4 protein-coding genes are annotated in these 25,272 nt (G+C 34.8%); all 4 read right to left on the minus strand.

The annotated features are described in order from the left end of the window. Position 1: 1 nt before the first annotated feature. The gene (gene tgt, locus CXF68_RS17120; RefSeq protein WP_101046329.1) at positions 2-1,132 is read right to left on the minus strand and encodes a tRNA guanosine(34) transglycosylase Tgt; all 1,131 of its coding nucleotides are present in this window, start codon (positions 1,130-1,132) and stop codon (positions 2-4) included. A 124-nt stretch (positions 1,133-1,256) separates the two neighbouring features. Further along, positions 1,257-2,150 carry a 23S rRNA pseudouridine(2604) synthase RluF gene (gene rluF / locus CXF68_RS17125; protein ID WP_101046330.1) on the minus strand — a complete coding sequence of 298 codons (894 nt, stop codon included), beginning with the start codon at positions 2,148-2,150 and terminating at the stop codon, positions 1,257-1,259. A gap of 66 nt (positions 2,151-2,216) precedes the next feature. Beyond that, positions 2,217-3,164, minus strand: coding sequence for a type IX secretion system membrane protein PorP/SprF (locus CXF68_RS17130; RefSeq protein ID WP_101046331.1), 948 nt, complete (start codon positions 3,162-3,164; stop codon positions 2,217-2,219). 1 nt (position 3,165) lies between these two features. Continuing rightward, the gene (locus tag CXF68_RS17135; protein WP_198553846.1) at positions 3,166-25,242 is read right to left on the minus strand and encodes a T9SS type B sorting domain-containing protein; all 22,077 of its coding nucleotides are present in this window, start codon (positions 25,240-25,242) and stop codon (positions 3,166-3,168) included. Positions 25,243-25,272 lie beyond the last annotated feature (30 nt).

Here is a 25,272-nt window from a genome sequence, read left to right on the forward strand (position 1 = left end):
TTTATAAACGATTGTCCATTTGTTTAACCATCTTGTCTTTCCATTCTACGAAATCACCAGCCAAAATATGTTTTCTAGCTTCTCTTGTTAACCATAAATAAAATCCTAAATTATGAATAGAAGCTATTTGTTTTCCTAGCATTTCTTTTGCTGCAAAAAGGTGACGTAAATATGCTTTTGAATACATAGTATCTACATACGTAATTGCCATATCATCTATCGGAGAGAAATCATTTTTCCATTTTTCATTCTTAATATTGATAGATCCATAAGCTGTAAATAACATTCCATTACGAGCATTTCTTGTTGGCATTACACAATCAAACATGTCAATACCTAAAGCTATATTTTCTAAAATATTAATTGGAGTTCCAACCCCCATTAAGTAACGTGGCTTGTCTTCTGGTAAAATAGCTGTAACAATTTCTGTCATAGCATATAATTCTTCAGCTGGCTCTCCTACTGAAAGCCCACCAATAGCATTTCCTTGCGCCCCGACTGAAGCGATATATTCTGCTGATTGTTTTCTTAAATCTTTATAAGTACTTCCTTGTACAATAGGAAAAAACGTTTGTTCATGACCGTACTTGAAAGGTAATTTTTCTAAATGATTTACACATCGTTTCAACCATCTATGCGTCATATGCATAGAGCGCTTTGCGTAATTATAATCACAAGGATAAGGTGTACATTCATCAAATGCCATAATAATATCAGCACCAATTGTACGTTGTGTTTCCATTACATTTTCTGGAGTAAAGAAATGTGTAGATCCATCAATATGACTTTTAAATTTTACTCCTTCTTCATTAATTTTTCTTCTTCCTGATAAAGAATAAACTTGATATCCTCCACTATCTGTCAGGATATTTCGATCCCAATTCATAAACTTATGTAAACCACCTGCCGCTTCTAACGTTTCTAATTTAGGTCGTAAATATAAATGGTAGGTATTTCCTAAAATTACATCGGGATTTATCTCATTTTTCAACTCAGATTGATGAACACCTTTTACAGTACCTACTGTACCTACAGGCATAAAAATTGGAGTTTCTATAGTTCCGTGATCAGTCGTTATAACTCCTGCTCGGGCTTTACTTTTTGGGTCGGTTGTTTTTAGATCGAATTGCATAAGTGGCAAATATACGCTTATTTAAGAATTGAAAAAGTAAATAAAATCATAATAATTATTACTTAGAAGCTCGTGTATCAATTATATTCTATTAAACCCTATGTAAGAATAACTTTTCTTATAACTATTTACGCTTACGTCCGAATTTTTGATTTGTACTTTTATTTGATTTTGGAGAATTTTTTCTAAAAGAAGCACTCTTCCGATTAAAATCGTTTGGTTTTTTAACTTCCTTTTTAATTGTTTGTTTTGGTTTTTTCTTCTTTTCAACCGTAACTGAAGCTTCTTCTGTTTTAGAGGAACTAGAAATCATTTCATTAATCTCTTTCATCTCATCAACCGTTAGTTCTCTCCAATCACCAACTTTTAATTTACCTAAAGTTACATTCATAATACGTTCGCGTTTTAATTTAGTTACTTCATAATCTAAATACTCACACATTCTACGTATTTGACGGTTTAACCCTTGTGTTAAAACAATTTGAAAAGTAAAATCATTTATTTTTTTAACCTTACACTTTCGAGTTATAGTCCCTAAAATAGGAATTCCATTACTCATTTTAGCAATAAACTCTTCAGTAATTATTTTATTAACCGAAACAATATATTCTTTTTCGTGGTTGTTTCCTGCTCGTAAAATTTTGTTTACAATATCACCATCGTTCGTAAGAAAAATTAATCCTTCTGATGGTTTATCTAACCTCCCTATTGGAAACAATCTTTCAGGATGACCTACAAATTTTACAATATTCTTTTTCTCCTTACTATCTGTTGTACAAACAATACCCACTGGTTTATTTAAAGCTATGTAAAGTATTTTAGGTTTGGCTTCTAATAAACGACCATCGACCCTTACTTTATCTCCATCAAAAACCCTGTTACCTAATTGAGCAATATTTTTATTTATTGTAACTCTACCTGCTGCTATAAATTTTTCAGCTTCTCTTCGAGAACAAACTCCTGTGCTGCTTATAAATTTATTAAGGTTGGTTGATACTTTATTATTATTATTTTCCATTATTGCAAAGAAAAGAAAATCCTCAAGTTTTAGCTTGAGGATTTAATTATAATACTATTATTATTTTTAAAAAATCATCATTTTTTGAGTACATCTAGCTAAACTAGGTCTTCTTTCATAATCAAAACCAAGTGTAATCATGTGAGTTCCATAATTAAAATCTTGTGTTTCATTCATGTTAATACTAAAACCATAAGACATATATAAATTATCCTTTTTTATACCCAATAGCGGTGCAATTGCATTAGGTACAAAAAACTGATCATTTAAAAAGGTATAACTTAAACCTGCCCAAACATATCCATCATTAATACCTTTTCTCACTTTAATGTTTAAATCGGTTCTAGATCTTTTATCAGCTTCATAATATTCAACAAAAATAGAAGGTTCAATTTCTATATTATTTCTAATTCTTGCTAAAACATATGAAGAATAGGCTGTAAATCTTCTTAACGCTTCTGGTTCATTTGTCGTTAAGTTTTCTACTTTTTTGTTTAATATGTTATTAGCGTTTAAACTAATACTAAATCGTTCATAACGATATAACATACCAACATCAAAATTAGAATTCGTTGCTGACCTATTTCCCACAGCTTGTCCTGAGTTATTCTTAGACGTATCAATACCAAACTGCGTAAAATTATAACTTAAACCAAAAGATAAAAAACTATCATGAAAATCACTTAAAGTCAAATGACTAGCAAGGGATAATTTAACTCCTTTTTGAGAGGTAGCTCCATTTTTATCATTAAAAACAGTTATTCCTCCCCCAAATCGATCAGCTATACGAGCTTCAACTACTAATGATTGTGTATCAGGAGCACCATCAACCCCAATCCATTGACTTACCCCATTTAGCCTAATTTGTAACCCTGGTCCAATACCTGCATAACTAGGAGATATTAAAAAAGGGTTATCAGCCATGTGACTTATATACTGAGGTAAATTAATTTCTTGAGCTACTGATTTTACACTAAAAATTATGATGCTTATTGTTATTAATATCTTTTTCATTTTATCTATATAATGTAAAGTGTCCCATTAGTTTTTTCTCTTCTCCTGATAATTCATTGTAATAAAGAGTATACCAGTAATCTCCTGCTGGTAATGGTTTACCATCATAGGTACCATCCCAACCTTGTTGCATTCCTCTAAACTTAGTTATTTCACGGGCATATCTATCAAATATATATACTTTTAAATTATGGTAGTTCTCTACTTCTAAAGGATACCAAAAATCGTTAACTCCATCACCATCTGGTGTAAATAAGTTTAATACAGTTATTGTTATATAAACTCCTTCTATAGTTATTGTTACTTCACATCCTCTAGCATCTGTTACCGTTATCGTATAATCTTTTGTTTGTAAAATTACAATTTCATTTTCATCTTCATAGTCAACTCCATCAACTGTAAAACTATAAGGAGGTAAACCAAAATCTACATTTGCTATTAACTTATTTTTCTGAGAATCATCAATTGTCATTGTTAACGCTTGAATATCTTCAATATCAATAGGATCTGACACTAAACTTTCTGAACATGAAGTTACAGTATCTGTAGCTGTAACAGTATAACCATTACCTGCGGCTACATCAATAAACTCACCAGTTGTATTTGTTGTTACTAATGCACCTCCTAGGTATAAACTATAAGACATGTTATTCTTATACTTATCAGCTACAATTGCTTTGATTATATTTCCTGTCGGACAAGTATATTCAAAATCTACTGTTAATTCTAAATCTACAGATTCTATGGTTGTTAATGGTGCTATTGATTTTGGTGGGCATCCTCCTCCACTATCTCTTACACTAATTAAATATGTTGTATTTGCTTCAATTCCTGCTGCAGCACCTATTGTTATTTGATTTTGATTATAAGGTGTTGCGAACTCAACATTATTAATACTAATATAGTAAGGCTGTGTTCCTCCTTGAACATCAACAGTAATTATTGGTGTTGGACTACTTAAACAAATTTGTTCTGTTACACTAACCAAACTTATTTCTAATTCATCTGGTTCCAATATCTCTACTCTTATAGGTGCATTTATACAACCTACAATATCTTTAACAGTTACCCAATACACACCAGCTCCTAGATTCTCAAATACACCATTTTTCACATATTTGTTTTCTGGGTATTCAGGACTACTTGGTTCAGAAACAATATTGAATTCATAATCTCCATTACCTTCTTGACCTGTTGCTGTAATTATACCTGTATTACTACCAAAACATGTTACATTTTGAGTAGCTACAGCGGTTCCAACTAATGGTAGAGGTTGAGTAATTGTATACTGACCTGTTATAATACTACAAACCTCTCCTCCTTTTGTGCTTCTTACGTTAATTTTATAAGTTCCTACATCTAAATTTGAAAATGAATTTGATATTTGCCAAGTACCATCTATTGGAGTATCTGATGCATCTAATAATTGGTATTCATAATTACCAAGACCATTTTCTGCATTTGCACTTAATACTGCATTTGCATCTCCGTTACATGTTATAAATGCCGATGCTGTATCTAAAGTTGCAGTTAAGCCTATATATGAGCTAATTGTTATTATTCTAGGATTTGAAATACATGACTCTGTATCTCTTACATAAAACTGATGTTCACCTGCCCCTACACTAAATATATGATTTGGACCAGCATTTGGTGCTAAGAAATTAACTCCGTCAATACTAAATTCATAAGGCCCTGTTCCTCCTGCTCCTGATACTTCAACTGTTGCCTGTGTTGTATTACATGTAATATCTGCTGTAATATTTGCTGATGCAATTGTTTTAGTTGGATCAACTATATCAATAGGTCCTACTCTTCCGTCACAAGAATAACCATCAGACACTATTACTGAATACCCAACTCCTGCTGATAGGTTAGTAAATATTGGTGATGCTTGAGTTGTTGTTCTAGTTCCGTCAGGATATTCTAAAGCATACATATAATTTATAGGTGCATCTTGTAATTGCCCCCCTAAAACATTTATTGCTTCAATTGTAGCTGTATACTCTCCAATACAATCGTTAGGTGTTACGGTATAACTTCCTGTTATTGTAGTACCTGGATCTAATTGAAAAGTTATCACTACTGTACAATTATTAGCATCTCTAACTGTAGCTTGATAGTTACCTGCTTCTAAACCTGTAATTACATTATTATTACCAAAGTTTTGAATGGTAACACTTGTTGTTGTATTTATCAATTCATATTCATAAGCTCCCCAACCTCCTTGTGCTGTTAAGTCAACTTCTCCAGAAGTTAAAACATTACATTTTAAGTATGTTAATTCTTCTGAAAGCGTTAGAACACTATCTGGTTCTTCAATAGTAAAATTACCTGATGTAACTGTACAGAAAGGTGTATTTGGCATATTTACAACAATATAATAATCACCTCCTGGTAACGTATTTATTGTTGTTACTGCATTTCCAATACCATTACCTATCTGACCTGTTGTTACTCCTCCTACATTGAAAACTTCATATGAATAAATATCAACATATGGTGTGCTTGGATTAAAAATTAAATCGACACTTCCGTTACCTCCAGAACAAGCTCTTTGAATGTTATTAACTATTAACTCATATTCTGGTGTTTCATTTACAGTATAATATTCTGTAAATACACAATTTGTATCAGTATTTTCAATTTCAATTCTATAATTTCCTGTTGCTAGTAAACTAATGAAATCTCCATCAATTGTTCTTATTGGTTCCAATAATAAACCTGTTGTATCATTATACAGTCTATACTCTACATTTGCTATTGCTATTGTAGAACTGTATGTTGCAATAATATCTTCACCATTATTACAATCAATTGCTTTTTGAGACGTAACTGTTACCCCTGTAATTCTTGCAAAAGGGTTTATAGTTCTTATTATTGTGTCTGAACAATTATTATCGTCAAAAACAGTAACTGTTATTTGACCTCCTGCTTCATTTGTAACAGTATAACTAAATACTCCACTATCTTGAGTAAGATCATCTGTGGTATCTCCAGGTGTACCATTATCATATACAAATACTGCTCTTACAAAATTACCAGTACCTCCTGCTCCTACAGTATTTACTGACACTACAGCATTATTTGTTTCATTTCCTGTTGTACAACCAAACTCACTTATTGTAACTGCTCCAGAAATATCAATATCAGCATTTTCAGTAATTGTTACGTTTCTAATACTTGAACATCCATTAGTCCCTGTTGCTGTAATTGTATAAATACCAGCTGGTAAATCTTCAAATGTACTTGTTGCAACATCTAAAGTTCCTGCTATTGGAGCTATAGTATAAGTTAATGGTGATATACCATTATTAACAGGTGTCATCGTTATTGCACCATCTGAACTACCATTACAAATATCATCAATAACTGCCACAGCTGTAAACATTGGCTGTAATGCTGCTGCAATATCAATAGTTCTTACTACTGGACAGGCTGCTGGTGATGCATCTTCATCTGTTACTGTTACCGTATAAGTTCCTGCTACTGTTGGACTAAATGTTTGACCACTTATAAATGCTGTTCCGGCAACAATTACTGCGCTTGGACCTGCAATTTCATAGGTGTAATTATTAGATCCTGATGCTACTGTGATAACAACTGTTCCTGCCATTGGTATTGAACAAGTTAAATCTTTAGTCGTTGCTAAACTAAATACTAAATCTTCACTTATCGTTATCGCTGCTCCTGCTGGTGCAGCACATCCGTTTGAATCGGTTACACTTACTGTGTAAACTTCTGCTGATAAATTAGCAAAAGTATGAGTCGTAGTTGCTATTACTCCTGTATTTCCTACTTCTACTCCGCCACTATTTGTTAATACATATGTATAGCTTCCTGTTCCTCCTGCTGCTGTTACTTCAATACTTCCGCCTACACTGGTATCACATGAATTATCTAATTCTGTAACTCCAAACGTTACTGCTACTGGAGCTGCTACTACAACATCTGCCGATGCTCCTTCACATCCATTTACATCACGTACTCGTATTGTGTAATTTCCTGCTGGTAAACCTGTAAATACATTGTTATTTAAGTTCGTTGCAAAAACATCTCCTGCTCTATAAGGAACGTTTGGTGCTCCTGTTACTTCTAACTGATATGTATATCCGCCAAATCCATCTGCTCCTGTTGCTGTAATTGTTGCATCTGAAATTCCTGTACAACTTACTCCTGGATCTACTATTCCGCTTACTGATAAAATTGCAGTAGGCTCTACTATTGTAAATTCATTTGTCTGAATCGTACAGAATGGTGTATTTGGACTCATATTAATTGATACATAATATGTTCCTGCTGGTAAACCTGCTATCGTTTCTGTTACATTTCCAACTCCACTTCCTGTTACTGCTGGTACTAAAGAGGCTCCTGCTGATGTTAATACTTCATAATCATAACCTAAGGTATATGGTGTACTTACATCAAAACTTACATCAATACTTCCACCACTTACTCCGAAACAGGTGGTTTGTGGGTTATTTGCGATTGCTGTAAAGGCTGGTTCAGCATCTACTGTATATTCTTTTGTGAATACACAACCTGTTACTGGGTGTGTTGCTGTTATCTCATAAGTTCCTGTTGGTAAATCTGTAAAACTTGCTGAACTTGTACCTAATGCTACTAATTCAACTGTTGATCCTACATAACCTGCTGGTGCACTTATAATGTTATAAGTAACATTTGAAATATCTGTTAATGTTTTAACAGTGATATTATCTCCTGTTGTACAATCAATTGCTTTTGCTTGAGTAATTGTAATATCAGTAATAGCATCAAATGCATTAATTATTGTTGATGCTGATAATGACATACAACTTGCACTATCTACTACTTCTACATAATAAGATCCTCCTGCAACATCTGTTATTATAAATACATGATCTGTACCTGTTACTGTTACTGTCGTTACTTCAACATCATCTGCTCTATTGGTTGAGTTATCTGCTGGGTTATCTCCTAGTACATCATGGTAAAGTCTTACCGTTGAATATACCGTAGATCCTCCTGATACTCCTGATCCATCTAGTGCATTTATACTTAATGTCGCATTCTGTACATTATTTGTATTCGCAGCACAAGCAAATTGAACATCTAATGGTGCCGTTACCGTTAATAATGGATTGTCTTCTACTAATATATTTAGCTCATCTGTAGAACAGCCATTATCACCTTCAACTGTTACTGTATAGGTTCCCGCTGGTACAGCTATAAATGAACTGCTTGCTGCATCCCATGTTGCTTGACCTGCTAATAATCCTGCTCCGGCTGTTTGAATAATACTATAAGTATATGGCGTTAATCCTGTTGTTACTGAAACTGCTATACTTCCGTTTGCGCCTCCGTTACAGGTCACATCTACTACACTTGTCGTAAACACTGGTTGTAATGCTGCTGCAATATCAATAGTTCTTACTACTGGACAGGCTGCTGGTGATGCATCTTCATCTGTTACTGTTACTGTATAAGTACCTGTAACTGTTGGACTAAATGTTTGACCACTTATAAATGCTGATCCGGCTGGAATTGCTGTAAATCCTACTGGTCCTGCGACTTCATAAGTATAATTGTTAGATCCTGATGCTACTGTGATAACAACTGTTCCTGCTGTTGGTGCTGAACATGTTAAATCTTTAGTCGTTGCTAAACTAAATACTAAATCTTCACTTATCGTTATCGCTGCTCCTGCTGGTGCAGCACATCCGTTTGAATCGGTTACACTTACTGTATAAACTTCTGCTGATAAATTAGCAAAAGTATGTGTCGTAGTTGTTATTACTCCTGTATTTCCTACTTCTACTCCGCCACTATTTGTTAATACATATGTATAGCTTCCTGTTCCTCCTGCTGCTGTTACTTCGATACTTCCGCCTACACTGGTATCACATGAATTATCTAATTCTGTAACTCCAAACGTTACTGCTACTGGAGCTGCTACTACAACATCTGCCGATGCTCCTTCACATCCATTTACATCACGTACTCGTATTGTGTAATTTCCTGCTGGTAAACCTGTAAATACATTGTTATTTAAGTTCGTTGCAAAAACATCTCCTGCTCTATAAGGAACGTTTGGTGCTCCTGTTACTTCTAACTGATATGTATATCCGCCAAATCCATCTGCTCCTGTTGCTGTAATTGTTGCATCTGAAATTCCTGTACAACTTACTCCTGGATCTACTATTCCGCTTACTGATAAAATTGCAGTAGGCTCTACTATTGTAAATTCATTTGTCTGAATCGTACAGAATGGTGTATTTGGACTCATATTAATTGATACATAATATGTTCCTGCTGGTAAACCTGCTATCGTTTCTGTTACATTTCCAACTCCACTTCCTGTTACTGCTGGTACTAAAGAGGCTCCTGCTGATGTTAATACTTCATAATCATAACCTAAGGTATATGGTGTACTTACATCAAAACTTACATCAATACTTCCACCACTTACTCCGAAACAGGTGGTTTGTGGGTTATTTGCGATTGCTGTAAAGGCTGGTTCAGCATCTACTGTATATTCTTTTGTGAATACACAACCTGTTACTGGGTGTGTTGCTGTTATCTCATAAGTTCCTGTTGGTAAATCTGTAAAACTTGCTGAACTTGTACCTAATGCTACTAATTCAACTGTTGATCCTACATAACCTGCTGGTGCACTTATAATGTTATAAGTAACATTTGAAATATCTGTTAATGTTTTAACAGTGATATTATCTCCTGTTGTACAATCAATTGCTTTTGCTTGAGTAATTGTAATATCAGTAATAGCATCAAATGCATTAATTATTGTTGATGCTGATAATGACATACAACTTGCACTATCTACTACTTCTACATAATAAGATCCTCCTGCAACATCTGTTATTATAAATACATGATCTGTACCTGTTACTGTTACTGTCGTTACTTCAACATCATCTGCTCTATTGGTTGAGTTATCTGCTGGGTTATCTCCTAGTACATCATGGTAAAGTCTTACCGTTGAATATACCGTAGATCCTCCTGATACTCCTGATCCATCTAGTGCATTTATACTTAATGTCGCATTCTGTACATTATTTGTATTCGCAGCACAAGCAAATTGAACATCTAATGGTGCCGTTACCGTTAATAATGGATTGTCTTCTACTAATATATTTAGCTCATCTGTAGAACAGCCATTATCACCTTCAACTGTTACTGTATAGGTTCCCGCTGGTACAGCTATAAATGAACTGCTTGCTGCATCCCATGTTGCTTGACCTGCTAATAATCCTGCTCCGGCTGTTTGAATAATACTATAAGTATATGGCGTTAATCCTGTTGTTACTGAAACTGCTATACTTCCGTTTGCGCCTCCGTTACAGGTCACATCTACTACACTTGTCGTAAACACTGGTTGTAATGCTGCTGCAATATCAATAGTTCTTACTACTGGACAGGCTGCTGGTGATGCATCTTCATCTGTTACTGTTACTGTATAAGTACCTGTAACTGTTGGACTAAATGTTTGACCACTTATAAATGCTGATCCGGCTGGAATTGCTGTAAATCCTACTGGTCCTGCGACTTCATAAGTATAATTGTTAGATCCTGATGCTACTGTGATAACAACTGTTCCTGCTGTTGGTGCTGAACATGTTAAATCTTTAGTCGTTGCTAAACTAAATACTAAATCTTCACTTATCGTTATCGCTGCTCCTGCTGGTGCAGCACATCCGTTTGAATCGGTTACACTTACTGTATAAACTTCTGCTGATAAATTAGCAAAAGTATGTGTCGTAGTTGTTATTACTCCTGTATTTCCTACTTCTACTCCGCCACTATTTGTTAATACATATGTATAGCTTCCTGTTCCTCCTGCTGCTGTTACTTCGATACTTCCGCCTACACTGGTATCACATGAATTATCTAATTCTGTAACTCCAAACGTTACTGCTACTGGAGCTGCTACTACAACATCTGCCGATGCTCCTTCACATCCATTTACATCACGTACTCGTATTGTGTAATTTCCTGCTGGTAAACCTGTAAATACATTGTTATTTAAGTTCGTTGCAAAAACATCTCCTGCTCTATAAGGAACGTTTGGTGCTCCTGTTACTTCTAACTGATATGTATATCCGCCAAATCCATCTGCTCCTGTTGCTGTAATTGTTGCATCTGAAATTCCTGTACAACTTACTCCTGGATCTACTATTCCGCTTACTGATAAAATTGCAGTAGGCTCTACTATTGTAAATTCATTTGTCTGAATCGTACAGAATGGTGTATTTGGACTCATATTAATTGATACATAATATGTTCCTGCTGGTAAACCTGCTATCGTTTCTGTTACATTTCCAACTCCACTTCCTGTTACTGCTGGTACTAAAGAGGCTCCTGCTGATGTTAATACTTCATAATCATAACCTAAGGTATATGGTGTACTTACATCAAAACTTACATCAATACTTCCACCACTTACTCCGAAACAGGTGGTTTGTGGGTTATTTGCGATTGCTGTAAAGGCTGGTTCAGCATCTACTGTATATTCTTTTGTGAATACACAACCTGTTACTGGGTGTGTTGCTGTTATCTCATAAGTTCCTGTTGGTAAATCTGTAAAACTTGCTGAACTTGTACCTAATGCTACTAATTCAACTGTTGATCCTACATAACCTGCTGGTGCACTTATAATGTTATAAGTAACATTTGAAATATCTGTTAATGTTTTAACAGTGATATTATCTCCTGTTGTACAATCAATTGCTTTTGCTTGAGTAATTGTAATATCAGTAATAGCATCAAATGCATTAATTATTGTTGATGCTGATAATGACATACAACTTGCACTATCTACTACTTCTACATAATAAGATCCTCCTGCAACATCTGTTATTATAAATACATGATCTGTACCTGTTACTGTTACTGTCGTTACTTCAACATCATCTGCTCTATTGGTTGAGTTATCTGCTGGATTATCTCCTAGTACGTCATGGTAAAGTCTTACTGTAGAATATACCGTAGTTCCTCCTGATACTCCAAAAGTATCTAGTGCATTTATACTTAATGTCGCATTGTTTACTGTATTTGTATTCGCTGCACATGCAAACTGAACGTCTAATGGGGCTGTTACTGTTAATAATGGATTATCATCTACTACGATATTTAATTCGTCTGTAGAACATCCATTATCTCCCGAAACTGTTACAGTATATGTTCCCGCTGGTACATCTATAAATGAATTGCTTGTTGCATCCCATGTTGCTAATCCGGCTCCTAAAACTGGTAAATCTGTTTTAACAATACTATAAACATATGGCGTTAAACCTACCGTTACTGAAACTCCAATACTTCCGTTTGCTGAACCATCACACGTCGCATCAACTACACTTGTCGTAAAAACTGGCTGTAAGGCTGGTTGTACTATAAATGTTTTTGTTAACGTACAGTTAGGTGTTTCAGCTGTATCTGTTATTATTATTGTATAATCATCTGCAACAGCTGTGCTAAAAGTAAATGGATTACTTGGTAGAGCGGTTCCTGCTGTTACTACTACTCCACTAACAGTACCTGTTACTTCGTAAGTATATATACCACTACCACTAGTTACATTTACATCATATGTTGCTTCATCTGCTGGAGATGGAGTATCGCATGTTAAGTTTTTGGTTGATGTTACAGTATACTCTAAACTTGGTTGTATATCAGCATTTGTAGTAACTGTACACCCACTAGCATCTCTTACTGTTATAATATGATTACCTGGTGTTAAGTTTTCAGCAATAAACTCAGCATATCCTAAACCTCCATCTAATACGACTAAGCTACTGAATGCTCCAGCATCTACTGAGAACTGATAAGGGCCTGTTCCGCTATTAACTCTCGTGGTAATTGTTTTATTAACACCACAACTATTTGGCGTACTACTTATAACATTAGGTAATTGACCGACGACGAGAGATTCTGGTCCTACTGTTGTTGTACAACTATTACCATTACTATCTGTTATTGTTATATTAATTCCTGTAACATCTAAAGTAGGATTTGTTACATCTGCATAAGCAAACTCAATAGTTGTTCCTGAAACTATAGCATCTGCAGGAAGGAAGTTAACAGAAGAAGCTACTGAATATGTATACGGTTCTATTCCCCCTGTAGCGTTTATACTTATAACCCCATTAGTACTACATGTTATATCACTTACTACTGTTAAGGTTGCATTTATTGGTGCAGTTTCTAATATCTCTATGTTTGGACTCGCAAAAGTACATGTTCCTGCATTATTCTCTATCTCTAAATAATAAGTTCCAGGAGAAAGAGTTCCGTTTCCAGCTGGCAATATCGGTGCTAAACTACCTTGTGTTCCTGTTTCTACTGAAGTAGAGACTCCTGTAACAACGTTAAGACTAAAAAGCTCCCAATTAATTGCTGGAACACCTCCTGTAAGTAAATTTGATGTAGTATCATCAATATCAAACTGTAAACTACCAGTATTTCCTCCATTACAAGATTCACTTAGAATTGAAGGTGTTATTACTACATCAATATCAATAATAAAAGTATCATCTACTTTTACACAATCATTATCTCCTAAATCTTTAACAAAGAAATAATAAGTTCTCCCTGGAGTTAACCCATTAAATGTATAAGTAGTTGCAGCAGTACCAATACCTGCAGGTTGCCATCCACTAGGACCAGGTGCTACTTGTATTGTATTATAAGTATATTGATAATTTCCAACACCTCCTGAAACATTTACTACTGCTTCTGCTCCTGTAGTACAATCTGCCGAATTAGTAGTAACATTCACTACTAAAGGACTTACTTCAAAAGGCATTGTATAAGAGCCTATACTGTTAAAGCAATAGGTTATCAATTCTGTTGCTATATCAGTAATTCTAATAGCAGGAAAAGTTACTGTTCCATAATTAAAATCTGGACTCCCATCAGTTCCTCTAAAAATAGGACTGTCTTGCCATGTTACTCCATTATCAACACTAAACTGTAGTTTATTTGGTGCTGAAATTGTAGGAAAACCTGTAAAATCATATCCGAATAAAGTTTCATTTGTTCCTAAAGCAAATGGTGTACCACAAATAGGTCTTTCTGGAACAATTGAAATTGTTAATGCAGGTGGATCAGTTAGTGTTACACTTTGACTATCTGTACATCCTAAATCATCTGTGATTTCTACTGTATATGTTTCTGCTGGTAAATTATCAAAACTAAAACCTGTACCAATAAAACCTGTTAAAGTTCTTGCTACTATAATACCACCACTATCTGCAATAGTAATAATATGTGGTGATTGACCTGTGTTTACAGTAATTACGCCTTTAATACTTCCTGTTCTTCCGTTACAAGTTGGCTGATTACCTGTTATTGTAATTGCTACTGGTGTTATTTGCTCAATTACTACATCTTGGATTATGAATTCACAATTTGCATCATCTCTTACATATATATCATAAGTACCTGCTGCTAAATTAGTAATTGGATTTGTTGTTGAAAATACTCCTGCAACACTACCATCAATTACTGCTGAAAATTCGTAACCTATCGTAGATCCTCCTGTTGGAAATACTTCTATTTGCCCCGTAGGACTTCCTAATGGTACACAACTAGCATTTGTTGGTATAGCTGTTGCTACTAATGTATTATTTATTGTAACAGCTGCTGTTTCTATACAACCAGCAATATCTCTAATACTTACTGTGTAGCCTATGTTAGATAAACCTGTAATACTAAAAGAAGTTGCGTTAGCTGGAGTTGGTGTTTGCCATGTTGCTCCATCTAAACTATATTCATAAGTACCATTACCATTCGTTATGTTTACATCAATAATACCATTAACTCCGTCATAACATTGTGGAACTGCTGTGAAAATTATAGCTTCTCTAACTGGTACATTTATTAAAAATGGTGTCGAACGACAACTTTCTACATCTATTGCTACAACCCAATAATCTCCAGCTATATCAATATCTGTAAATGGTGCGCCTGTTTGAACTGCTGCTCCGGTTGCCGTTGCATTATCAAATAATTCATATGTATATGCTGCTCCGTTTCCTCCTGATGTCGTTGGTGTTATTGTTATTGTTGCTCCATCTAAAGTAGGATCTGCATCACATGTAATATCTTTTGTTACTGTTGCTGCAACGACTATTGGTGATGGATCTGATAAAACAACTGGATCTAACGTAATGTTACAATCTGTGACTGGTGCCCCTGTTGGTTTTACTAAAATGTTATAAGTAATGTTATCTAAATTCGGAATCGTAAATGGATTTGCTCCTGATGCAATCCAAGTTCCTCCACCATCTAATGAATAATCAAAATCTGTTGGTACTGTTGATGGAAATGAAGCCGTAACCTCTATTGTTCCATTGGTATCTCCAATACAAACAGGATTCGTTTGATTTGTTACTACTGCTGTAAATTCTTGATTATCTAAAATCGTAATGTTTACAACATCTACCGTACAATCACTTCCATAATCAACGGTTACTGTATAAGTACCATCTGATAAATCATTGAAAATACCTGTCGTATTTGTTGTTGCTCCTAAAGTATAATTATATACTCCTGCTGGTAAAGCTGTTATTGTAATATTTCCTGTCCCATCACAATTATAAGCTACTGCACTTGTTAATCCTGGTGCTGTTGGTAATGCTGGTATAACAACTGCTGGTGTTGTTACAAAATTACATGTATTTACATCGCTTATTGTTACCGTATAACTTCCATCTGTTAATCCTGTAAATACATGATCAAAAGTTACAGTATCTGTAGTGTGTGTTGTCGTAGTAATTCCATCATCTAATGTATATGTATAAGGTGGTGTTCCTCCTACTACATTCTCTACTGTAATTTCTCCTAATTGAAGACATGTATAATCTTGTGATTGTCTTGAGTCTCCAGCTATTGCATTTGGTGCGGTTATTATTACCGTCTCTGGTAATGGATTCGTACATCCATTTGCATCCGTAACTAAAACATCATAAGTTCCTTCGGCTAATGTTCCAAAAGAAATTGCAGCATCTGATGAAGGTCCAAACGTATGAACTGTTCCTGGTGCTCCTTGAAGTGTTAATGTTGTTGTATAATTTGAAGTTCCATTACTTATTGCAATATTAACAGTTCCAGTGCCTCCACTACAATCTGGTTGCACAGCCGTTACTACTACTGTAGGATCTGCTATTCTTGTTATTGTTACATTTTCTGAATATTCACAATATCCAACTGCGCCTCCTTGGTCTCTTACACTTACACTATAAGTTCCTGCCGCTACATTTATTGGACTTGTTGTTGTGGTTATTACTGCTCCAACTGTTGGTGCTAATGGTGTTACTACATACTGGTAGTTTCCATCTCCTCCAATTGGTGTAATGGCTATCTGTCCTAATGCACTACAAATCTCATTTGTTAGTACAACAGTCGCTGTTATTTGTGGGTTAATTGTTGCTGGTTCGGTTGTCGTACATTCAAAACCATCTATAACGGTTACATTATAGGTACCATCTGTTAATCCTGTAAATATATTTGATGCCTGTGTAGTTGTTCCACCATCTAAGCTGTATAAATAATTACCATTACCAGTTGTTATATTTACAGTTAATGTTCCGTTTGTTCCATCATAACAAACCTCTGGTGTTACTGTAAAAGCTAATACAACTTTATCTGGTACATTTACTAGAACTGGTATCGAACGACAACTTTCTACATCTATTGCTACAACCCAATAATCTCCAGCTATATCAATATCTGTAAATGGTGCGCCTGTTTGAACTGCTGCTCCGGTTGCCGTTGCATTATCAAATAATTCATATGTATATGCTGCTCCGTTTCCTCCTGATGTCGTTGGTGTTATTGTTATTGTTGCTCCATCTAAAGTAGGATCTGCATCACATGTAATATCTTTTGTTACTGTTGCTGCAACGACTATTGGTGATGGATCTGATAAAACAACTGGATCTAACGTAATGTTACAATCTGTGACTGGTGCCCCTGTTGGTTTTACTAAAATGTTATAAGTAATGTTATCTAAATTCGGAATCGTAAATGGATTTGCTCCTGATGCAATCCAAGTTCCTCCACCATCTAATGAATAATCAAAATCTGTTGGTACTGTTGATGGAAATGAAGCCGTAACCTCTATTGTTCCATTGGTATCTCCAATACAAACAGGATTCGTTTGATTTGTTACTACTGCTGTAAATTCTTGATTATCTAAAATCGTAATGTTTACAACATCTACCGTACAATCACTTCCATAATCAACGGTTACTGTATAAGTACCATCTGATAAATCATTGAAAATACCTGTCGTATTTGTTGTTGCTCCTAAAGTATAATTATATACTCCTGCTGGTAAAGCTGTTATTGTAATATTTCCTGTCCCATCACAATTATAAGCTACTGCACTTGTTAATCCTGGTGCTGTTGGTAATGCTGGTATAACAACTGCTGGTGTTGTTACAAAATTACATGTATTTACATCGCTTATTGTTACCGTATAACTTCCATCTGTTAATCCTGTAAATACATGATCAAAAGTTACAGTATCTGTAGTGTGTGTTGTCGTAGTAATTCCATCATCTAATGTATATGTATAAGGTGGTGTTCCTCCTACTACATTCTCTACTGTAATTTCTCCTAATTGAAGACATGTATAATCTTGTGATTGTCTTGAGTCTCCAGCTATTGCATTTGGTGCGGTTATTATTACCGTCTCTGGTAATGGATTCGTACATCCATTTGCATCCGTAACTAAAACATCATAAGTTCCTTCGGCTAATGTTCCAAAAGAAATTGCAGCATCTGATGAAGGTCCAAACGTATGAACTGTTCCTGGTGCTCCTTGAAGTGTTAATGTTGTTGTATAATTTGAAGTTCCATTACTTATTGCAATATTAACAGTTCCAGTGCCTCCACTACAATCTGGTTGCACAGCCGTTACTACTACTGTAGGATCTGCTATTCTTGTTATTGTTACATTTTCTGAATATTCACAATATCCAACTGCGCCTCCTTGGTCTCTTACACTTACACTATAAGTTCCTGCCGCTACATTTATTGGACTTGTTGTTGTGGTTATTACTGCTCCAACTGTTGGTGCTAATGGTGTTACTACATACTGGTAGTTTCCATCTCCTCCAATTGGTGTAATGGCTATCTGTCCTAATGCACTACAAATCTCATTTGTTAGTACAACAGTCGCTGTTATTTGTGGGTTAATTGTTGCTGGTTCGGTTGTCGTACATTCAAAACCATCTATAACGGTTACATTATAGGTACCATCTGTTAATCCTGTAAATATATTTGATGCCTGTGTAGTTGTTCCACCATCTAAGCTGTATAAATAATTACCATTACCAGTTGTTATATTTACAGTTAATGTTCCGTTTGTTCCATCATAACAAACCTCTGGTGTTACTGTAAAAGCTAATACAACTTTATCTGGTACATTTACTAGAACTGGTATCGAACGACAACTTTCTACATCTATTGCTACAACCCAATAATCTCCAGCTATATCAATATCTGTAAATGGTGCGCCTGTTTGAACTGCTGCTCCGGTTGCCGTTGCATTATCAAATAATTCATATGTATATGCTGCTCCGTTTCCTCCTGATGTCGTTGGTGTTATTGTTATTGTTGCTCCATCTAAAGTAGGATCTGCATCACATGTAATATCTTTTGTTACTGTTGCTGCAACGACTATTGGTGATGGATCTGATAAAACAACTGGATCTAACGTAATGTTACAATCTGTGACTGGTGCCCCTGTTGGTTTTACTAAAATGTTATAAGTAATGTTATCTAAATTCGGAATCGTAAATGGATTTGCTCCTGATGCAATCCAAGTTCCTCCACCATCTAATGAATAATCAAAATCTGTTGGTACTGTTGATGGAAATGAAGCCGTAACCTCTATTGTTCCATTGGTATCTCCAATACAAACAGGATTCGTTTGATTTGTTACTACTGCTGTAAATTCTTGATTATCTAAAATCGTAATGTTTACAACATCTACCGTACAATCACTTCCATAATCAACGGTTACTGTATAAGTACCATCTGATAAATCATTGAAAATACCTGTCGTATTTGTTGTTGCTCCTAAAGTATAATTATATACTCCTGCTGGTAAAGCTGTTATTGTAATATTTCCTGTCCCATCACAATTATAAGCTACTGCACTTGTTAATCCTGGTGCTGTTGGTAATGCTGGTATAACAACTGCTGGTGTTGTTACAAAATTACATGTATTTACATCGCTTATTGTTACCGTATAACTTCCATCTGTTAATCCTGTAAATACATGATCAAAAGTTACAGTATCTGTAGTGTGTGTTGTCGTAGTAATTCCATCATCTAATGTATATGTATAAGGTGGTGTTCCTCCTACTACATTCTCTACTGTAATTTCTCCTAATTGAAGACATGTATAATCTTGTGATTGTCTTGAGTCTCCAGCTATTGCATTTGGTGCGGTTATTATTACCGTCTCTGGTAATGGATTCGTACATCCATTTGCATCCGTAACTAAAACATCATAAGTTCCTTCGGCTAATGTTCCAAAAGAAATTGCAGCATCTGATGAAGGTCCAAACGTATGAACTGTTCCTGGTGCTCCTTGAAGTGTTAATGTTGTTGTATAATTTGAAGTTCCATTACTTATTGCAATATTAACAGTTCCAGTGCCTCCACTACAATCTGGTTGCACAGCCGTTACTACTACTGTAGGATCTGCTATTCTTGTTATTGTTACATTTTCTGAATATTCACAATATCCAACTGCGCCTCCTTGGTCTCTTACACTTACACTATAAGTTCCTGCCGCTACATTTATTGGACTTGTTGTTGTGGTTATTACTGCTCCAACTGTTGGTGCTAATGGTGTTACTACATATTGGTAGTTTCCATCTCCTCCAATTGGTGTAATGGCTATCTGTCCTAATGCACTACAAATCTCATTTGTTGGTACAACAGTCGCTGTTATTTGTGGGTTAATTGTTGCTGATACTGCAGGTATTGTACATGATAAACCATCTGTAACGGTTACATTATAAGTACCATCCGTTAATCCTGTAAATACATTTGATGTTTGTGTTGTTGTTCCGCCATCTAAACTATATATGTAATTACCATTACCAGTTGTTACGTTTACTGTTAATGTTCCATTTGTTCCATCATAACAAACCTCTGGTGTTACTGTAAAAGCAACTGGTGTTGGTGCTATTAATGGAATACTAACTGGTATACAATTATTTCTAGCTATCGTAATTTTAACATCATCAATAAAATTACCGACACTTATACTTCCACTTGCAGTAGATACAGCATCAAAAGCAATAACAGTTGTTGATTGACCTACTGGTACAGTATAAGTTCCTGAATATACTCCCCAAGCAGTTCTTCCATCTGACATTGTTTCTACTACAGAAGCAGTTGCTAAATCATCTCCTATTTTAACAGTTGCTACATCTGTACCAGATCTACCTCTATGTGCAACAGACCAACTTATTACATCACCTGGTTGCGTACAATACTCTTGAAATAATGAAGATTCTAAATTTGCATTTAATTCTGCATGAGCTACTCCATCATGAGCTGGTACTCCATTAAAATTATTATACCATATTTCTATTCTATTATCACTTGCTGTAGAATCCCAACCTGGAACATTGTTTTCATTATATATTCTAAAGGTTCTTCCTGTTCTAGCAGGTAATTCAAAACTTCCATTTTCAAATAAATTTGAAGTACAACCGCATTCATTACAGTTTCTACTATCACGAATCATAACAATATAATCAGTAGCTCTTGCTGGTACGTTTGAAAATATTGGAGAATTTTGCCATGAGGCACCATTATCTATGCTAAATTCATATGGAGGTACTCCTCCTGATGCTACAGCTGTAATTGTACCTGTTGATGGTAGTACACATGTTGGTATTTGAGTTGCTGAAGCTGATAATGTTAATTCATCTGGTTGAGTTATTACTACATTTCCTAAATCTATGACACATGTTTTTCCTCCATCTGTCTCTCTAATAAATACATTATAAGTATCCGCAGCTAAACCAATTACTCTATATGGATTGTCAGATGTAGCTGACCATGTCGTTCCTCCGTCAGTCGAGTATTCAAAAGTTGTTCCAACAACATTAGTTGCTCCTATTGTTATTGTTCCGTTATCTGCCCCAAAACATTCACTATCTGACCAACGATCAATACTCCCTGAAAAAATATTTCCTGGTTGAACTGTTACAGGTAAATCTAATCTACAATTACCAAAGTAGTTTACTCTAATTATATGATTTCCAACTGCAGTATTAGCAAATATGTTTGCATTTACTCCTGTTTGAGGTGTTCCACCATCTAAAGTATAACTATATGTTGCGTTAAAAGGAGTTACTGTTATTGTTCCTTCCCCTTCACAATTATATTCTATAGAATGGTTAAGTGTTGGTGCACCAGGTATCGGATCTATAACAACATCTGTTAAATTTCTTTCACAACCTCTCGCATCCTCAACTTTCACATTATAAGTACCTGATACTAATCCTGATACTGATACTCCTGTGACTGCAATGAAAGTAGCATCTGTAGAAAGTTTATAATAATAAGTATATGCTCCACTTCCTCCTGTTGGTGGTGTAAAGGTTAAAGTTCCTAAAATTGTATTTCCAGCAGTATTACACTCATAATCGGTTCCGACTACATCACCACCAGTAAGTGGTGAGGGTTCTGTAATTGCTATATTAGTAATCTCATAATCACATTGATAACCTGTTTTTGATGCTCTTATTGTTATCGTATAATTAGGATTTGCTGACAAATTGTTAAATACACCTGTAGTGTTCCAAGGGCCTCCGGCTCCATTTATACTATATTCTATAGGAGAAAAACCTAAATCACTACCAACTACATTAACATTAATACTACCATCTGTCAATCCATTACATGAAATGTTAGTTGCAGTATGATTAAATTGTAATTCTGGTTCAACATTAATTGTTACTGGAGTTGAAATAGTAGTACAATTATTACTATCAACTACAATAAAGGTATAAACCCCTTCTTGACCGTTAATAACTTGATGTGTGGTGTTTGTGAAATAAGCTGTTGCAGGAATATCTGATATATTAGCATACAAAGGTGTTCCATCCTTAGACCAAATAGCAAAAGAATAAACGTCAGATCCACTTAAAACACCTCCAGTAGGATTTAAAGTTATAATTCCATTAGAAGTTCCACCTAAACATGATATATCTTTTGTTGGTATTGCTGTTAAATTAAGTTCATCAGGTTCAGTAATAACAATATCTTCTGATGCTATACATAAAACATTAGGTACAGATACAGTTACAGTATAATTACCCCCATCAGTTACATTAAAAGTAAAATCATTATTCGCAGTAGGACCTTCTGTTGCAATTATACTTGCTCCTTGTGTTAAAACATATGTATAATCTCCTGGTGCCCCACTTACTTGAGTTCTAATTTGTGCAGGTTCATTTGCACATTGCATATTAGTTGTTGTAACATTAAGAGCAATTGTTGTTTCTTGAATGTTTATTGCAGGAAATGTATAAATACATGTTGCTGTAGATCCGTTTGCTAATCTAATAGATAAATTATAATCTCCTGGTGCTGTTACGGTAAAAGTATTACTCGTCTGAAAAGGCGCGTTAAATCCACCAGGACCTGTTAAGCTATATTCGTATCCGTTTGGTATATTATTAATAACTATATCTGCTGAATCACCACAAATAAGATCTTCTTTTACAATTGTAGGGGTTAATGGATCATTATAGACATTAAAATAATAAGTTTTAGGACACTGTCCATCATATAAAACTTCTAATTTATATTGACCTGCAGCTGTAAACGTTTTTGAAAAATCTGTTCCTAAATCTGTCCAACTACAACCTGAATCTACATTTGCACAACCAGTTATTGTTGTTGGGTTAGGACAAGATACTAACTCAAACCATCTTACTGTTGTACCTATTACACCTACAGGAGGAACTACAAAAGGTAAATTTATATCTCTCGAACCTGCATTACCACATAAATAAATTTCAGCTAGTTCAATATTATTAGGACATGAATTTAAAACTTGATCGACAAAAGGTATTAAAGGATTTGTTACAGTATTAAAAGCCGTTACATGTACAGTTTCAGTAGTACTTACACACCCAGCAGGTGAATTATTTGGAACCGTTTTAGTAACAATATAAGTACCTCCTTGAGTAACTGTTAAAATTTGATTTGTTCCTATTACAACTCCAAGGTTATTTGTATTCTCCCACGAATAAGATGCGAAACCAGCTCCTGCAACTAAATCAGTACTTGCACCACATAATATTTGTGTTCTTTCAAACGTACAACCAGAAGTATCTATTAAAAAATTTGAGGTACCTACAGCACCTAAATTACATGCATCAACTCCAGAAAAACTTGGTTCATTAATAACTCTAGGTGTTCCTCCTTCATCACTATCATAGTTGGCAAATGCCTGATTCATAATTACATTAGAACAAACATCTCTTAAATCATTACAGCTCGATACAACTTGTACTTTTAATTTAATTTCATATTCAGCACCATTTTCAGTAACCATACTATTAGGAATATTAAACCTTAACTCCCCTCTAAATCCGTTCCCTATAGCAGGTGGTGTATATGTATAGTCTGCTGCTGTTAAGCCTGTTGGTAGTATTATATCTGACTCTATTAAATCTACATTTGTTGGAAGTAAATCTATTAATTCTGTATTTAAAGCATTATCGGTTCCTACATTTTGAAACTTTATTGAATAAAATATTTCATCACCAAAATCAACTCCCATATTTGGAGGTACAGGATTTCCTGCAGCATCTTCAATCGTTTTTATTAATTGAATTTTAGGTTCTATTATTTCTACAGCTAAAGCGTTTAAAAAGGGCCAGTAAACATCACCACTAGTTGTAAATCGTAAACTTGCACTTGTTTGATTATTCCCAATAACACTATTCCCACTATTGTTCAAATTATATAAATCAACATCAAACCCTAATGTATTTTGACTGGCAGGGGTCCTATCGGTTAAATAAGCATCATACTCACTAACAGAACCATTAAAAAAATTAAATGAAGCTCTCCATTGCCAACCAAAAACAGGGTCCAATACCCAACCTAGAGTTGAAGGATTTACAACTGGTGTAGATTGATCTACATAAGTACCGCCCGTATCTTGTATTTGAAAACTATCTCCATTAATTGCTCGATCTCCTTCTAATGCTGCAACTAAAACCTTTGCTCTTACAGGTCCAACAGGAATTGTATTAAACCCAGTATAAGAAATTGTAGCATTTGTAGTACCGTTTATGGTTGAGAAACCATCAAAAAGAGAAATATTTTTGCTTGATAGTGTTTCATTTTCATAAATCACTACCATTGTCCATCCCGCAGCACCTCCTAAACCATTAGGATCATTTCCTACTACAGATCTAATATTTGCAGCAAAATAATCACCATTTACTCCTGTGCCCAAACCGGCAACTATACTCGTTACATCACTGTAACAAACATAAGGTCTTTGAGTAGCTGTACCACCTGTATAAATAGGCGCTCCAGTAATATTTCTATAATTAACATCCCCTGGTAATTTAAATTTAATTCTATTAAATTGATTACTTCTAGTTTCTTGATTTGCCCATGTTTCATATGGATATACAGCTCCCCAATACAAACCTGCATAAACAACTCTTGAACATGTAGGTAATGTTAAGCCAGCTCTAGAAGATGAAAATGTTGAATTATCACTATCAACATCTATATAATCCATAAACAAACCACCATTCCCTGAATTACCATTATATGGTACATTAGGTGAATTACTAGCATCAGATCTATTTAAAATATTATTGGCAATAAAAGTGATATCTCCTCTTACATTAATACCTCCACTACCTAAACGATTTGTAAATGGCACGTCTGGCCTTAAGCTTTTACCAACTATTTTTTCTAAAATTGGTTTTTCTGGACGTGTATTTTTTTGAGCCTGAACTGATACTACCAGAAGTAGTAACGTTACTATAATAAGTATTTTTTTCATCATCTTTCTATGGGGATTAATTATGTATTT

It is taken from the genome of Tenacibaculum sp. Bg11-29, from assembly GCF_002836595.1.
Lineage (GTDB): Bacteria > Bacteroidota > Bacteroidia > Flavobacteriales > Flavobacteriaceae > Polaribacter.

Coding starts and splice junctions, on each gene's coding strand:
- tgt (WP_101046329.1), bottom strand. CDS start 1,132: ATGCAATTCGATCTAAAAACAACCGACCCAAAAAGTAAAGCCCGAGCA.
- rluF (WP_101046330.1), bottom strand. CDS start 2,150: ATGGAAAATAATAATAATAAAGTATCAACCAACCTTAATAAATTTATA.
- CXF68_RS17130 (WP_101046331.1), bottom strand. CDS start 3,164: ATGAAAAAGATATTAATAACAATAAGCATCATAATTTTTAGTGTAAAA.
- CXF68_RS17135 (WP_198553846.1), bottom strand. CDS start 25,242: ATGAAAAAAATACTTATTATAGTAACGTTACTACTTCTGGTAGTATCA.